Source organism: Dongia sp., from assembly GCF_041906375.1.
Lineage (GTDB): Bacteria > Pseudomonadota > Alphaproteobacteria > Dongiales > Dongiaceae > Dongia.
In genome coordinates, this window is sequence record NZ_JAYRJJ010000001.1 from 1420381 (window position 1) to 1435912 (window position 15532).

Below are 15532 nucleotides of genomic sequence, written 5' to 3' on the forward strand. Positions count from 1 at the left end.
CGCGATGATGGCGCACAGCTCGACGGTCCCCGGCGGCGGTATCCTGTGGCCGAGCCTCGCCATGATCGGTTCCTCCATCTTCTGGGGATCGATGTGGTACCCGTTGCGCGCCGTGGAAGGGGCGGGGATTCCGGCAGCCCTTGCCGGAGCCCTCTGCTACGGTGTGCCGCTCATTCCGCTGCTGCCTTTCCTGTTCACCCGCCGGCGCGAACTGGCCCAGGGCGGCTGGCGCGTGCTTCTGTGCGGCGGGTCGCTCGCCTGCTGCAACATCCTCTTCGCCGTTGCCGTGGTGCTGGGAGAGGTCAGCATCATCATATTGCTGTTCTATTTGAGCCCGATCTGGTCGACCGTTCTGGAGCGCATCTTTATGAAGACGCCTCTCACGCCGGTGCGCTGGATCGGCATCGGCTTGGCGCTGCTGGGCCTTGTCGTGCTGCAAGGCGTCGGCGGACGCTGGCCCTGGCCGTCGGATCTCGCGGAATGGATGGGGCTGGGTGCCGGCCTCTGCTGGGCGGTCGCCTTGCTGACGGCGCGCATGTGGTCGGGGATCACCGTGCTCGACAAGAGCATCGCCCAGTTCGGCTGCGCCCTGCCCATCGGCCTGCTGGTCTTTGTGCTGATCGGTGACTATTACGCGCCCGTGGCTTGGCCGGCATTGTCGATGCTCGTCGGTGCTCTGCCTTGGATCATCGCCGCCGCCTTCATCTGGGTCGTGCCGGCGATGGTGCTGAGCCTGTGGGGCGCCGGCCGCCTGTCACCGGGCCGCGCCAGTATCCTGATGACGTCCGAAGTCGTGGTCGGCGTCGGCTCGGCCGCCTGGCTCGCCGGCGAAGATCTCGGCTGGCACAAGATCGTTGGCGGCATCCTCATCGTCGGTGCCAGCTTGTTGGAAACCTGGCAGGCGCGCCGCGAAACGCAGGCCGCCGCTGCCGAAGGAGCGAACGCATGATCCGCCAATTCGACGCGCGTGGCCTCAAATGCCCGATCCCGGTCTTGAAGGCGCGCAAGCTCATCAAGGAATTGCAGCCCGGCGACATCCTCGAAGTCGACGCCACCGACCCAGGCGCCCCCAAGGACTTCGCGCATTTCTGCGAAGTGACGGGCAACAAATTGCTCGATGGCTCGGAACCCCAGCCCGGCGTTTTTCGGATCAGGGTCGAGGTGGTGGGGTAGGGGTTAGCGCCAGAGCGGCCGGCAAGGGCAATCGCCATGTGGAAATCGTTGTTGGCCTCCGACATGGCGAGGTGGTCGCCTGATTTCACAGCCGCCTCGAACTTCCGCTGGCGGCTGGCCGTCGTCTTCAATTCAGCTCCGCAGCCAGGCGGCTGTTCATGCGCTGTGCGATGTCCAGCGCCTCCACATAGGCGGGGAAGGTCACGATTTCAATCGGCGCCACGATGGTGCTTCGGTCCGGGAGCGTGACGACCAGATCCTCGAGCGACAGGCGGATGAGCGCCTCGATTATCGGCGGCGAGTTTCTGGCCGAGATCATTGAGGAGACCAAGGTCGGAACCTACCCTGCCATTCGCCCGCGGATCACGGGGCAGGTTTGGATCTATGGCAAAGAGCAATTGCGGGTCGACGGCGCCGATCCATTTCAAACGGGCTTTGCCCTTTCCGACACCTGGGGGCCGCAGGTCGACCTCTTGGTGCGGAGCTAAGGCGAGGCGCGGGAGAAGGGCGCCGCCGCTCAGTTCGTCTTGATTGCCGGATCGGCGCGCAAGGCGGCGGGGAGGAAACGGGTGACGCCGTGCTCGTCGTAATATTTGAGTGCGCCGGCATGGAAGGGGACGCTGACGCCGGCAATGGCGAGCTGCAGGTCCAGCGCCTTGCCGGCAGCTGAGACCTGATCGAGGTTCTTGCGGGTCGCTTCCTGCCAGACGGCGCGGGTCAGTTCATAGGCGGTGTTGGGGTCGAGCGTCGCCGGTACCAGCCAGACGGCAACCAACTCGATGGTCGGCGTGTCGGGCACATTGCGGAAGGTGTCGGCCTTGATGATGCCGCTGGAGATGAAGCCGAAGCTCTTCATCATCTTGTTGACCGGTTCGCCCTCGATGGGGAGGAAGCGCAGCGGCATCGAGGCGGCAAGCTGTGTCACGTCGCGGCTGTCCAGGGCGTCGACCACGATCATGGCGTCGATCTTGCCGGCAGCCAGCGCCTCGGCCGCAGCCGGGAAATCCAGATAGCTCGGCTTGATGCGCTTTGGCGTCAGGCCGTGGAAGCCCAGCATCTGGCGCGCGGTAATGGCGTTGTCGCTCTTCTCGGCGCCGAGATTGACCCGCAGCCCCTTGAGGCCGGCGACCGATTTGGCGGCCGATTGCGGACCGACGATGATCTTGACGTTGAGGCGGCCGAGGCCAGCGATGGCGCGGAGTTCGGTGTCCTTGCCGGCCGTCTTGAAGACGTCCTTGCCGGTATAGGCGAGATAGGCGATGTCGGCCTGGGCGACGGCGGATTCGATCATCTTACCGCGCAGCTGGCTGAGATTGTCGACCGAGCCGGAACTGGTCTGGGCGAGGCCGATCATGCCGGGAATGCCGCAGGAGCCGCCTTCCTCGCAGGTCCGGGCGCCTGGGGGGTTGCTGATGGCGCCGCCAATGAGGCCGGCCATTTCATAGATGGGCGTGCCCGGCGCACCGGCGCCGACGCGGAAATAGCTGAGTTCCTGGGCGCTGGACCGGACCGGGGCGCTGAGGAGGGGCAGGCCGAAGCCGATCGCCCCTGCGGCACAAGCCGCTCCGCCGAGGCCGAACAGGACCTTGCGCCGGCTGACCAGGTTCGCGCGCAAGCTGTCCGATGACATCATCGAACGCATAGCGTGCTTGCTGACCTTCAAAAAGTCCATTGCCGTGCCGGTCGCTTCTGGATCGTCGCTTGGGGGTCAAGGCTGCGTCAAATTTCTTCTTGCGCAGCACCATCAAGATATAGAACGAGAGTTAATGAGTCGCCAATACGAAGGCGGCACAAAGGTGTGCGTTTCCGTCAAAAGTTCGCGATCGACAATGGTTGAGGCGCGCTTAACGATTGTGACGGAACCGAGGCGCGGCGCGGCAAGGGGCGTCCTGGCCGCGCCCCTGTGGCATGCCCGTCGCGCCACACCAAGGCCCCATTTACAAGCACAAATCGAATGCCGAGGCTGGGCTCGCTGGGCGCGGTGAACGTCGCGCGATCGATCACCGTCGCCGGATCGAAGACTGTGACATCGGCAAACGCGCCCGCAGCCAGTTTGCCGCGATCGATGATGCCAAAGCGGTTGGCGGTGAGCCCGGTCATTTTATGGATGGCGGTTTCAAGGTCAAAAAGCCCGAGTTCGCGGCTGTAGTGACCCAGAACTCGGGGAAAGCTGCCCCAAAGCCGGGGGTGGTTGATTTCCCCGCCGGGCAAGCCGTCGCTGCCGATCATGGTGGGCGGGTAGGCGAGGATGCGCTGCACGTCCGCCTCGTCCTGGCAGAAATAGATGGCCCCACCGGGAATGAGCCGGAGCGCGGCGGTGTCGCGGTCGACACCCCATTCGGCGGCTATGTCGTCAAGCTCGCGCCCGGCCATTTCCGGGTGCGGCTGGGAGGAACTGATGAGGATGCGGGACGCCGAAATGACGAAGGCCGGGTCAATGATCGTGGCGGCGGCGTTGTAAGGGTAGACGTCGAGGCCCACCTTCTGGCTCAAGCGGGCTTCGTCGATCATCGGCAGCGACCAGGCGGTATGGCCGATATTCTCCGGCCCATCGCCCTGGTGGTGGGACAGCACCACCGGCACCTCGGCCATCCGGCCGATCTCGATGGCCTCGGTGAGGGCTTCGCGGAAGTGATGGTCGTAGTTCCGCGCGTGGGTGGTGAAGACGGCGCCGGCTTCCCCGGCGAGGCGGGCGAGGGCCGCGACTTCGCGGGTGTCGGCCGCCTTGTTGCTGGGATATTCGAGGCCGGTCGAGAAGCCGAGGCCCCCATCGGCCAGGGCTTCTTTCAGGCGCTGGGCCATGGCGGCGATCTCGGATTCCGACGCCGGGCGGTCGAGTTCCTTCATGCATTCGACGCGCAGCACGGAATGGCCGACCAGGGCCGCTGAATTCACCGCGGCCGGAGTCTGCTCGAGGGCTGCGAAATAATCGGCCAGGCGCGGGAAGCGGTAATAGCTTTCGTCGCCGAGCAGGAAATCCAGGGGGTAGGAAGCGCGCGGGGTGAGCGGGGCGGCGCTGAAGCCGCAATTGCCGACGACAACGGTGGTGCACCCTTGGCTGACCTTGGATGGCATGTCGGGCTCGGCCAGGAGGGCGATGTCGTCATGGGCGTGGGCGTCGATGAAGCCGGGCGCCACGATGCAGCCGGTGGCGTCGATCTCGGTGCGGCCGCGATGGGACGCGAGGTTGCCGATGGCCGTGATGCGGTCGCCGTCCACCGCCAGATCGGCCTGGAAGCGCTTGGCCCCGGTGCCGTCGATGACCTGGCCATGGCGGATGAGGATGTCGTGCTGCATGCTGGCGCTCCCGGCTGTGTCGGATTTCATCAAGTCTGTGGCGACTTGTCTCAAGCCCATCAGGTTTGGTATCAGCACTTCTAGCGGATCACGACGGAATTGGAATCCCCCTAGATGAATATCCTTAGCAAGCGTCAGCAGAACATCCGGCGCCTCTTGAAGCCGCGCCATGTGTGCATCATCGGCGGCCAGGCGATGGCGGATTCGATCCGCCGCTGCGCGCAGGCCGGTTTTGCCGGCGAAGTCTGGGTGGTCAATCCGAAGTATGAGGAACTGGGGGGGCGCAAATGCTACCCCTCCATCGCGAGCCTGCCGGAGGCGCCGGACGCGACCTTCATCGCCGTGCCGCGCGAAGCCACGATCGAGATGCTGAAGGAACTGAACGCGCGCGGCGCCGGTGGGGCCATTTGCTACGCCGCGGGCTTTGCCGAAGTGGGCGGCGAGGGCGTCGGGCTGCAGAAGCAGCTCATTGAGGCGGCGGGGGATCTCGCCGTCGTGGGACCCAATTGCTATGGCATCCTCAATTATCTCGACGGCATCGTGCTGTGGCCGACGGGCCATAACGGGCAGAAGGTCGAGACCGGCTGCGCCCTGGTGGCGCAGAGCGGCAATATCGCCCTCAATCTCACCTGCAACGACCGCTCGGTGCCGTTCGCCTATGTGATCACCTCGGGCAACCAGGTGGTGCTCAATGTCGCCGACTTTGTCGATGCGCTGGCCGAAGATCCGAAAGTGACCGCGATCGGCCTCTATATCGAGGCGATCAGCGATGTGGCAGCCTTCAGTCGCGCCGCCGCCAAGGCCCTGCAGAACGGCAAGCCGCTCATCGCCCTGAAGGCCGGCAAGTCGGAACTGGGCAGCCAGCTCGCCATGAGCCACACCTCGTCCCTGGCCGGCAGCGACCGCATGTATGACGCGTTGTTCGAGCGCCTGGGCGTCATCCGGGTGCAGTCGATCCCGGATCTTCTCGAGACGATGAAGCTCATCTCCATCGCCGGCCTGCCCAAGGGCAAGAGCCTCGCCGTGTTTACCTGCTCAGGTGGCGACGGGCTGATGACGGCGGATCTGGCGGAAGAGCTCGGCGTGCCGCTCAATCCGCACAGCTCCGACCAAGTCGCGGATCTCAAGGCGCAGCTGCCGAATTTTGCCTCTGTCACCAATCCGCTCGACTACAACACGTCGCTCTGGAGCCATGAGGATCTGCTCACCAAGTGCTTCGGCACCGTTATGCGCGGCGACTACGATGCCGGCATGCTGATCCTCGATTATGCGACGGATGGAGAGGCCAGCGAGCGCGCCTGCGACGCCTCCGTCAACGCCATCATGGCGGCCTGCGACACACATGGAAAGATGCCGATCGTGACGGCGACCCTGCCGGAACTTCTGCCGGCCAAGGTGCGGGCGCGCATGGCGACGCGCCGCGCTGCTCCCATGCAGGGATTGCCGGAAGCGATGCGTGCCTTTGCCGCCGCTGCGCGCTTTGCCTATCAACGCGACCATCTGAAGGCCGGCTCCGCCGACGCCCTCATCATGCCGCAGACACCGGTACTCGATGGGCCTACGCGCATCGTCTCTGAGCATGATGCCAAGCTGGCATTGGGGAAATACGGTTTGAAGGCGCCGGCGAGCCGCATCGTGGCGCCGCAGGACGCCGCCAAGGCTGCCGCCGGGCTGGGCTTCCCCGTCGTCGTGAAGGTCGCCGCCCCCGTCATTGCCCACAAGACGGAGGCAGGCGCCGTTGCCATCAATCTAAAATCGGAAGCCGAGGTCGAGGCGGCTGTGGCGCGCATGCAGGCTTCGGTCGCTGCCTATGAGCCGGGCCTCAAGATCGAGAAGGTGCTGGTCGAGGCGATGGTGCGCGACGTGGTGGCGGAGCTCATCATCGGTGTGAAGCGCGATCCGCAATTCGGCCTGGCATTGGTCGTAGGCGCCGGCGGCATCCTGGTCGAGATGGTCGAGGATTCCGCGCTGCTGCTGCTGCCCACCGAGCGCAAGACGGTCGAGAAGGCCATTCATGGCCTCAAGATCGCCAAGCTGCTCAAGGGCTATCGTGGCAAGTCGGCCGGCGATATCGAGGCCGTTGTAAACGCTGTCATGGCCGTGGCGGCCTATGCCGAGGCGCATCGTGGCGATCTCGTCGAACTCGACGTCAATCCGCTGATGGTGTTGCCGCATGGTGCCGTCGCGGTCGATGCGCTAATTATCCAGTCGGACAAGTAATAACTCGCCTGTCACTTTCGTGGCGATGTCGGCGTTCGGTCATTGATCGGCGTCGTTTTCTGGCCAGCCGGCATGCCGCCAGCGCTTCACGCTGCTCCTCATAACAAGCTTGAACAGCAGGGGAGCGTGATGACCTATCAGCCTGGACGGCAGTTTCTGCAGATTCCCGGACCGACCAATATTCCTGAACGCGTCCTGCGCGCCATCGCCGCTCCCGTACTCGATCATCGTGGTCCCGATTTCGCCAGGCTTGCATCCGAAGTCCTCGCTCGCATCAAGCCGATCTTCAAAACGGCGCAGCCGGTGCTGATTTTTCCTGCCTCCGGTACCGGGGCCTGGGAGGCAGCCATCGTCAACACGCTCTCGCCTGGCGACAAGGTGCTGGGTTTCGACAGCGGACAGTTCTCTTTGTTGTGGACGAACATGGCGAGGAAGCTCGGCCTGGAGGTCGAGACGCTGGCGACCGATTGGCGCCGCGCGCCGGACCCTGCCCTCATCGAAGCAGCCCTTGCCGAAGATCGTGAAAAGAAGATCAAGGCGGTGCTGCTAATTCATAATGAAACCGCCAATGGCTGCATGACGCGCGTCGCCGAGATCCGCCAGGCGATGGACCGCGTCGGGCATCCGGCCCTGCTGCTGGTCGATACCATTTCCTCGCTCGGCAGCGCCGACTTTCGCATGGATGAATGGGGTGTCGACGTCGCCATCGGCGGTTCGCAGAAGGGACTGATGCTGCCGGCCGGCCTCGCCTTCTGCGCGGTGAGCGAGAAAGCGCTGGCGGCGTCAAAACAGGCCAAGCTGCCGCGCAGCTATTGGGACTGGGACTCTTATCTGGGTGGCAACTTCCCCTATACGCCGGCCTGCAATCTGTTGTTCGGCCTGCGGGAGGCGCTGAACCTCATCGACGCCGAAGGGCTGGAGAACATCTTCATCCGCCATGCGCACCATGCCGAAGCAACACGGCGCGCCATCCGCGGCTGGGGCCTTGAGGTCGTCTGTGCCGAGCCGAAAGACTACAGCCGTTCGATCACAGCGGCCTTCATGCCGGAAGGCTGTTCGGCTGACGCCTTCCGCAAGCTGGTGCTGGAGCGTTTCAACATGCCCCTGGGCGGCGGCCTCGGGCGACTGGCCGATAAAGCCTTCCGCATCGGGCATCTTGGCGACACAAATGATCTGATGCTGGGCGGTGCCCTGTTTGGCGTCGAGATGGGGCTTGCTGCGGCCAGGATCCCGCACAAGGCGGGTGGCGTACAGCAAGCGCTCAACTACCTTGCCGATCAGTCCGGCAATACGGCTCGGCTCGCTGCTGAATAAGGCGCTTGCCTTGACTGCATGACCCGGCCGATGCTGCGACCCCGAAGATCGTCAGCAAGGGTCGGGTCATGCAGGTATTCTTCTCCGATGTGCAAATGCGGCACGCGCCGCGCGAGTTCCTGGTGCGCGGCCAATGGCAGCCCTGCCCCGAAAAGCCGGAACGCGCGACAGCTTTGAAGGCGGCATTGCTGGCGGCGGGCCATCGCGTAGAGCTTCCACCGGCGGGCCACCGCGCGGCGATTGCCGCCGTGCATGATCATCGCTATCTCGCCTTTCTCGAGACCGCGCATGCGCGCTGGCGGGAATTGCCGGGTGCATCGACGACGGTCATTCCCAATATTCATCCCAATGGGCGCGGTGTCGGCTACCCGCATTCAGTGGTCGGCCAAGCGGGCTATCACATGGCCGATACTGCCTGTCCGCTTGACGGAGACAGTCTCGACGCCATCCTGGCCAGCGCTGATTGCGCCATCGCCGCGGCGAAATCGGTCCTGGCAGGGGCGCGTTCAGCCTATGCGCTGTGCCGGCCGCCGGGGCACCATGCCTTTGCCGACATGGCAGGGGGCTTTTGCTACCTCAATAACAGTGCCATCGCCGCGCAAATATTGCGCGGACAGTACGGCAAGGTCGCGATCGTCGATGTCGATCTCCATCACGGCAATGGCACCCAAGGAATCTTCTACGATCGTGGCGACGTGCTGACGGTTTCGGTGCATGCCGACCCCGCGAACTTCTATCCCTTCTTCTGGGGTCATGCCGGCGAGACGGGCGAGGGTGCCGGGAAGGGCGCCAATCTCAATTTGCCTCTGCCGTTGGGCAGTGGTGACGACGCCTTTCTGGCGGCGCTCGATCTGGGGCTGGCAAAGGTACGCAGCTTCGGTGCTGAGGCGCTGGTGGTGGCTCTGGGCCTGGATGCCTTTGCCGGCGACCCGTTCGCTGGACTTGCGGTCACGGAAGACGGGTTCCGGCGGATTGCCGGCAAGCTCGCGACGTTGCAGCTGCCGAGCGTTCTGGTGCAGGAAGGTGGTTATCTTTGTCCAGAACTCGGCCGCAATCTGGTGGCGTTCCTGGAAGGATTTGGCGGCGCCTAGCAGAGCCGGCTTGCGGGGATATGCAGGCTGACCCTGGTGCCGTAATCGGGCTGGCTCACCAGGCTGAGGCGACCGCCGTGGAGTTCGGCGATGCGGCGCGCCAGGGCAAGCCCCAGGCCCGTACCGCCATAGCGGCGCGCCCGATGAGATTCGGCCTGGACAAAGGGTTCGAGAACCCGGTCGACATCCTTTTCCGGAATGCCGATGCCATTGTCCTCGACCTCGACAATGAGATCGCCGCTCTGATCGCGATAGGCCCGCAAGGTGACCGTTCCACCGGCCGGGGTGAATTTCACCGCGTTCGACAGCAGATTGACGAGGATCTGGCGCGCGAGGCGCTGGTCGACCAGCACCAGAGGCAGGTCGTCAGGAATATCGTTTGCCAGTGTCAACTCGGCCGCGCGCGCGCGGTCCTGGATCGACCGCAGGACCGGCTCGCACAACATCGATACCGAGATCTCTTCCTCGTTCAGATTGAGGCGTCCGGATTCGATCTTCGACAGATCGAGTATGTCGTTGATCATGGTGAGCAAGTGGCTGGCACTCGACTGAATATCACCCGCATATTCCGCGGCACGACCGATCGTGGGTAGTTCGGAGATTTGACGGGCGAGGAGATCGGCGAACCCGATGATCGAGTTCAGAGGCGTGCGCAGTTCGTGGCTCATATTGGCCAGGAAGTCGGATTTGGCCTTGTTGGCGAGTTCGGCTGCCTCCTTGGCGAGGATCAGTGAATGTTCCCGGCGCACCAGATCCGTGATGTCGTTCGCAGTGCCACGGAAGCCGGTATGGGCGCCGGTAGCCGGCGAGAAGGTCGGTACGCCGCTGAGAAGGAAGAGGCGTGTTTCGCCGGATTTGGTCAGAGCCTCCAGCCGATGGTCGCGGAAGGGTGCCATTACGGAAAAGCGCTGGCGCATGGCGATTGTGCCGGCCTCGCTGTCGGCAAGGCTGCCGAGTTGCTGCCCGACCAATTCCTGCGGCAGGAAGCCGAGTACCTTGGTGACGCGGTCCGACAGCATAATGATGTTGAGATCTGTGTCCGTCTCCCAAACCCAATCCGACGTGAGGCGGACGATATCGTCGAAGCGCTCTTGCGCTATCGCGAGATCGGCAACGAGGCGCGCTGAATTGTCGACCGGTTCGACCAGTCCGGCAAGGCCGGTCTGATTGCCCTGTTTGTCGCAGAGCGGCACATGATGCACGCGCAGGGTATTGTTCTGCCCATCCAGATTGACCGAGACATCGCGGCGAATGACCCTGTCGCGGTCGCTGGCCTCTTCGAACAGGGACGTGAACGGAAGAAGCTCGATCAGGCCATCGCGCAGGCCGAGGCGTTCGCTCAATTGGCGATAGGGCAGGTTGCACCAGGTGAGGCGGCCGTCCTTATCGACCAAATAGAGTGGTGATGCGAAATCAAACAGCCGTTGCGCGAAGATCTGCTTGATCTGCTCGGCGGTTGGCTGGCGGGAAAGGACCGGCTCTGGCTTTACCAGGCGGAGTTTGTCCCGCATGCTTGCCATCAGCGCGGCTGATTTTCCAGTCGCCGAATGGATTTGAGGAAGAACGGATTGATCTTCCAGCGTTCGACCACCTTGCGCGCCGTATCCGGCTTCAAGCGGTCGAACATTTCCATCGATCGCGACAGTTGATAGGGATTGTTGGCAAGTTCACTCGGCCGCGCCCGCTGCAACATCAGGAAGAGGGCGGTGAAGTCCGTGCGATTGATGTTGCAGGCGCGGCAACCGATAACGAGGCCTTCGCCGCCGTCTTCATAGATCAACTTGCGCGCCACCTGCGGCCGAAGGCCGATCATCTGTGCCAGCATGGCTTCAAAGAGCGCGATTTCACCGCGGCGCAACGTCTTGACCAGCATGTCGGCGGTAAGCTCGGCGCGCTTGGCCAGTTGCTCGGCGAGCGCCATGGCCGCATCTTCCGAGCGACTGCCGCTTTCGCCATCCTGGTCGGCGACATCTTCCGCCACGGCGGCGACGGTCAGATCAAGGTCCGCCTTGTCGACCGCGTAGTGGTCGATAATGTATTGCCGCAACGCCGCGGAGACCCAGACATACATCTTCTTGCTGAGGTCGACCGGCAAGTCCTTGCGGCGCAGCAGCGGCTCCTGGAATTCATCGACACTTTCCGACTGCTGCACCAGATAGGTCATGGTGGCGTCGGTAATCTGCGCCCCGTGATTTTCTAGCAACGCCTTGATGACGTCGACGGAGCTTGTACCCACCAGCGCATCGCTGACCAGAGTGCTGACGCTGCGGCGCATGGCGATGGCCAGACGGTGGCTGAGCGTGCGGTGACGCACGATTTCGACCAAATCCTCGTCACTCAGCAGATCGCTTTTAAGCAGCACCGGCGAGGCAATGTCGAATTCGTCATTGGCCAGCAGATTGACGATTTCATGCGGTGCATTGGGCGATTGCGAGAGTTTTTCAGCCAAGGCCTTGCGGATGGGCCGCGCGACGTCCTGAATGAGTTTTTTCAGGATGTCGTTCATCAAGGCCTTTTCCTGCAGGGTCAGGATGCGGCCGGAATCGTCCATCAGATCGCCAATAGCGGTAACGAGGCTGGAGCGCCCTTGACTGGATTTGTCACGGGCGAGATCGACCAGCATGCGAACGTCGGTGGCGATCACTTTGCTTCTCGTATTGTGTTGCGTTGGTGTTGCAGAAGGCTTCAAGAGCGGGCGTCGGGACTTTCTTTTGATCTGAAAACGATAGGGCCCGGATCGTTACTAGAATGTTAAATCGGGTTACTTTCGCTGCCACGATAGTGTGAGGTTGCGTGGCGGAAACAGGCGTTTAAATACCCGCCGAGCGACGCGGTCGCGAAGTTTTTAGATAATTGTTTCAATCGCTTGTCACCGGGGAAGGACGCTCTGGCGCCATCTGGCGCCGTTCGGTCACTTCTTAGAAAGGCGGAATTTTTTCGACCGAACGGACAAATGTCCTAAGGAGCCGATTTAGATGCCCCAGCCATAGCTGCTCATGCTGAGGCTGCCGAAGGTGAAACTACGGTGGAGTTGCGTCCCCTGGACGCTCGGCGCCGCGCCCGCGGCCGCGCCGAGGGCGACAAAAAGCGGCAGAATATGATCCTCGCTGGGATGAGCGACGCCTGCATGGGGCGCTTGGGCGCGATAGTCGCTGAGGGCCGCGATGTCACCGGCCGTGATGTGATCCGTGAGCCATTGGTCGAACGCGCCGGCCCATTCGGTGATACCGGAGCGGTTGTTCCAATCAAGGGCCCGAAGATTGTGAACCGCGCCGCCGGAGCCGAGGATGAGAATGCCCTCGTCGCGCAAGGGAGCGAGCAGCCGGCCCAGAGCGACATGATCGGCTGGCGACCGGTGATGCACCAGCGAGAGCTGCACCACCGGAATGCCCGATTGCGGATAGGTCAGGATGAGCGGGCTCCACACGCCGTGATCCAACCCGCGGTCGCTGTTGATCATGGCATTGTGGCCGCCATCTTCCAGCAGCTTGACGACGCGCGCAGCGAGGGCCGGATCGCCCGGCGCGTCATAGCGCAGATCGTAGAGCGCCTGGGGAAAGCCGTAGAAGTCGTGGATCGTGCTCGGTGCATCGCTGCCTGTTACCGAGGGGATGGCGGCCTCCCAATGCGCTGAAATGCAGAGGATCGCCTGTGGGCGCGGTAGTTTCGACCCCAGCCGTACCAGGAAATCGCGCGCCGGCACGTCGTCGAAGGCGAGGGTGGGGCTGCCGTGGGAGACGAAAACGACGGGCATCCGGGTGACGTTGCTCAAGATCCTGCTTCCTTGCGTTCAGCGCCGCTTGGGCGCGTCCAAATAGCCCATCGAGCGCAAGGAGGCATGGCCCTTGCGGCCGATGATGACGTGGTCGTGGACCTGGATACCGACCTGCTCCAATGCCTGCTGGACGGCGCGCGTCATCTCGATATCGTCGCGGGAGGGGGTGGGGTCGCCGGTCGGATGATTGTGGACCACTCTAGCCGATCTCATAACGCAATGAAATCGCTTAACTTTTTTAGATTTCATTGGGAGCTGGTGCCGGGGAATGGGGCAGGTCCACAATGATCGTTCGTGATCGTCACGCCTGATCACCGACAGGCTCATCGAGTCGCTTTGAAGCACGGCATTGCACTCTATTCCTTTCGTCCCATGCTTCAAGCTCCTCGATCGGATAGAGAACGGCCTTACCGATCTTCACGAACGATGGCCCAATTTTCATGGCGCGCCAGTTTCGGAGCGTTCCCGCGGACACGCCTCCGCGATAGCGCTCACTCACCTCTTCAGGGGTAAGAAATTTGGTCTCTGACATAATGCCTCCTGCGAGCGGCAGCGTCTCAGCGCTGCGTTGCCGATTGTCGAGTGGTCGTCGGGCGCGAGATTCTCTTTCCAGTGAGGCCATCACTCAGTGTCACCGTTAGACTTGTCGGCCTCCGGCGGCTCACGCTGCCGCACGGAAATGAATGGACCACGAGCACGCAAGCAGGGAAGCCCTATTCAAAGAGCGTAGGAAGAACGGCTAGTGAAGGATAGAAATCGGCGGGTCGGCACCGAAAAATATCTCGACCAATGCTGCGAACAGTCAATATCTGATATCGCTCGGCCACCGCACCCGTTCGCATTGGACTTTCGGATGTTCCGTCTTGGTGGCGAGCGCGTCACGTAGGTTGGGTAACGCGGCCGCGGCTTCGCGTAGCGTAGCGATGTCAAAGATGCCCCGAGCCAGTTCCTTGCTGGCACCCAACTGGTCGGATGGCCGGATCAGGCTCCAGTCGAGCGTCTCATACCCTTCAGCATAGGCGAGAAGGTCGCCAAGCGGCAGTTCGCCATGCCCATTGCGCAAATCATTGCCGCTATAAGGAAAGATCTCGGTAGAGAGTGCAGTGCTGCCGATGACGCCATAGGGTTCTACCGGGAACGGGCGCTGCACCCGAAACCAGGCGACTTCGGGCAGGTTGGTATCCAGCCCTAGCCGCACCTTGAGCTCAATCGCACGTGGTTCGATCGCGGGCTGCTTTGCCGGCTCCCAGATATAGGAGAGTTCAAGGCCTAGCGGGCGCTGCGAGGCATCGCCACTGGAATTCCAGCGCATGAAGTCGCCCGCGTCGAGCGATCCATCGTCCTTGAACAGCCGGGAGAGCGATATCGTGCCGCCTTTTAGCTGCCGCTCCACCGAGCAGTCGTAGCGCCAGATCTCCTCGGCGTTTGAAGCAGATTTGAGTTCTCGTTTGTCGTGCTTGCCTGCGATACGCGCGTCGGCACCCGTAGAGGTGAGCAGCAGAAGCGGGCACAGAACAAGAAGGAAAGCTGAGCGCTTGGCTTCCAGTGAAACCGGGCCGCTGGCGTTCTGATCGAGTTTACCACCATGAGCGCCGCCAGAACTGATCCGCTCATGCTTCATCTATTCTCAACCTCCGCTTTGGCCTGATCATCGTCAACATCCCGGCAGTTCGCCGTCCCCGCCGGTTTTCACGTATGTCGAGCCTTTGCGCGCGAAGAACTGCTTGAAACGGGATGTCCCGTCGAAATGGACCTCGAAGGACTGTCCCCTGACGATGTTGCGGATCGAGCCGGTGATGGACACAGCCTTCGGGCCTTGGCCTTCAGCTCCGATATTGTCGTAGCCGGACCGGAACGCGCCCAGAGATACGGGCTCGCCACCTCCGAGTTCATAGAGCGCGGTGGTCGTGCAGGCCACGCCCTGCCATGAGCCGAAGGTATCGGCCACGATGACCGGTTTGTCGCCGAAATCCGTCGACACTACCCACTGGGGCGGCCCACCCATGAGGCTGCCTTCGATCCCGTTGGCATATGCGCCCGTGACCTGGAACGTCGTTCCCTCGGGTTTCAGATAATGGACGGCCAACACGCCGAAATCATCGGGACCGGCACCGTTGACGGTGCCTTCGCTGATGAGGACTGCGCCGACCGATGTCCATGCCAGCGCGCCGGGCCTATACACCATGATCGCGCCGCTATCGAGTTCGACGCGCTCCTTTCCGCTGCTGAACGCTGCCGCGAATGCTCTCGCCAGCTGTTCGTTTTTGGGGAGCGCGCGCATCGCTTCCGCTCCCTCGCTGACCGGCACATCGCCGATCGAAGCGTTGAGCCCTTGAGAGAACGCGCTACTCGAGCCGATGCCCCCTGCAATAACAGCCAGAACGACCGCTCCGATGAGGAAGGGTCGGTTTGAAAAAATGGTTCTATGCATGGTCACTTTCTCCGATCCCAGCGGATGTCCTCGGAGAATTCCCAGCAGTTAGCCGTAGGGCGGAACAGCAACTGGCCCTCTGCGTCCGGGTGCGTCCCGTTCGAGATCGGTTTGCCGCTGGCGTCGACTGGTGTGCCAAGATCTTCCTCGCCTGTTGGCGGGCCGATATAATGGATGCGCGACCATTCGACAGAGATGTCGTTGTTCTGGCTTTGATTGAATTCGAGATCG

17 protein-coding genes are annotated in these 15532 nt (G+C 62.7%); 6 read left to right on the forward strand and 11 right to left on the reverse strand.

Annotated elements, in window-relative coordinates; translation table 11 throughout:
• Nucleotides 1-4: 4 nt before the first annotated feature.
• Nucleotides 5-949, forward strand: coding sequence for a DMT family transporter (locus ACE3OA_RS06595; protein ID WP_374309146.1), 945 nt, complete (start codon nt 5-7; stop codon nt 947-949).
• Nucleotides 946-1173, forward strand: coding sequence for a sulfurtransferase TusA family protein (locus tag ACE3OA_RS06600; protein WP_374309148.1), 228 nt, complete (start codon nt 946-948; stop codon nt 1171-1173). Before ACE3OA_RS06595 ends, ACE3OA_RS06600 begins: the two co-directional genes overlap by 4 nt.
• A 127-nt stretch (nt 1174-1300) precedes the next feature.
• Here ACE3OA_RS06600 and ACE3OA_RS06605 read toward each other — a convergent pair whose 3' ends face one another.
• Nucleotides 1301-1492 carry a hypothetical protein gene (locus ACE3OA_RS06605; protein ID WP_374309234.1) on the reverse strand — a complete coding sequence of 64 codons (192 nt, stop codon included), beginning with the start codon at nt 1490-1492 and terminating at the stop codon, nt 1301-1303.
• Here ACE3OA_RS06605 and ACE3OA_RS06610 point away from each other — a divergent pair.
• The gene (locus ACE3OA_RS06610; RefSeq protein WP_374309150.1) at nt 1449-1661 is read left to right on the forward strand and encodes a proline racemase family protein; all 213 of its coding nucleotides are present in this window, start codon (nt 1449-1451) and stop codon (nt 1659-1661) included. The genes ACE3OA_RS06605 and ACE3OA_RS06610 overlap by 44 nt on opposite strands.
• Nucleotides 1662-1690: 29 nt before the next feature.
• Here ACE3OA_RS06610 and ACE3OA_RS06615 read toward each other — a convergent pair whose 3' ends face one another.
• The gene (locus ACE3OA_RS06615; RefSeq protein WP_374309152.1) at nt 1691-2815 is read right to left on the reverse strand and encodes a TAXI family TRAP transporter solute-binding subunit; all 1125 of its coding nucleotides are present in this window, start codon (nt 2813-2815) and stop codon (nt 1691-1693) included.
• Between the two features lie 167 nt (nt 2816-2982).
• A complete protein-coding gene (locus ACE3OA_RS06620) occupies nt 2983-4470 on the reverse strand; it encodes an amidohydrolase family protein (protein ID WP_374309154.1) in 1488 nt (495 codons plus the stop codon).
• A gap of 114 nt (nt 4471-4584) precedes the next feature.
• Between ACE3OA_RS06620 and ACE3OA_RS06625 the strand changes: the two genes are divergently transcribed.
• The 3 genes from ACE3OA_RS06625 to ACE3OA_RS06635 all read left to right on the forward strand — a co-directional run bounded on the left by ACE3OA_RS06625 (nt 4585) and on the right by ACE3OA_RS06635 (nt 9095).
• Nucleotides 4585-6690, forward strand: coding sequence for an acetate--CoA ligase family protein (locus ACE3OA_RS06625; protein ID WP_374309156.1), 2106 nt, complete (start codon nt 4585-4587; stop codon nt 6688-6690).
• A 129-nt stretch (nt 6691-6819) separates the two neighbouring features.
• Nucleotides 6820-8004, forward strand: a complete 1185-nt coding sequence (locus ACE3OA_RS06630) for an alanine--glyoxylate aminotransferase family protein (protein ID WP_374309158.1) — start codon at nt 6820-6822, stop codon at nt 8002-8004.
• A gap of 68 nt (nt 8005-8072) precedes the next feature.
• Entirely contained in the window at nt 8073-9095 is a 1023-nt protein-coding gene (locus ACE3OA_RS06635) for a histone deacetylase family protein (protein WP_374309160.1), read from the forward strand.
• Here the strand turns inward: ACE3OA_RS06635 and ACE3OA_RS06640 are convergent.
• The 8 genes from ACE3OA_RS06640 to ACE3OA_RS06675 all read right to left on the reverse strand — a co-directional run.
• Entirely contained in the window at nt 9092-10606 is a 1515-nt protein-coding gene (locus tag ACE3OA_RS06640; RefSeq protein WP_374309162.1) for an ATP-binding protein, read from the reverse strand. The genes ACE3OA_RS06635 and ACE3OA_RS06640 overlap by 4 nt on opposite strands.
• Nucleotides 10607-10614: 8 nt before the next feature.
• Nucleotides 10615-11739 carry a DUF2336 domain-containing protein gene (locus ACE3OA_RS06645; protein ID WP_374309164.1) on the reverse strand — a complete coding sequence of 375 codons (1125 nt, stop codon included), beginning with the start codon at nt 11737-11739 and terminating at the stop codon, nt 10615-10617.
• A 327-nt stretch (nt 11740-12066) separates the two neighbouring features.
• Entirely contained in the window at nt 12067-12867 is an 801-nt protein-coding gene (locus ACE3OA_RS06650; protein ID WP_374309166.1) for a class III extradiol ring-cleavage dioxygenase, read from the reverse strand.
• Nucleotides 12868-12885: 18 nt separating this feature from the next.
• Entirely contained in the window at nt 12886-13068 is a 183-nt protein-coding gene (locus ACE3OA_RS06655; RefSeq protein ID WP_374309168.1) for a JAB domain-containing protein, read from the reverse strand.
• Nucleotides 13069-13171: 103 nt separating this feature from the next.
• Entirely contained in the window at nt 13172-13402 is a 231-nt protein-coding gene (locus ACE3OA_RS06660; RefSeq protein ID WP_374309170.1) for a helix-turn-helix transcriptional regulator, read from the reverse strand.
• A 270-nt stretch (nt 13403-13672) separates the two neighbouring features.
• The gene (locus ACE3OA_RS06665; RefSeq protein WP_374309172.1) at nt 13673-14491 is read right to left on the reverse strand and encodes a hypothetical protein; all 819 of its coding nucleotides are present in this window, start codon (nt 14489-14491) and stop codon (nt 13673-13675) included.
• Between the two features lie 33 nt (nt 14492-14524).
• Nucleotides 14525-15301, reverse strand: a complete 777-nt coding sequence (locus ACE3OA_RS06670) for a hypothetical protein (protein WP_374309174.1) — start codon at nt 15299-15301, stop codon at nt 14525-14527.
• Nucleotides 15302-15303: 2 nt separating this feature from the next.
• A partial coding sequence (locus tag ACE3OA_RS06675; RefSeq protein ID WP_374309176.1) for a hypothetical protein occupies nt 15304-15532 on the reverse strand: 229 nt, incomplete at its 5' end.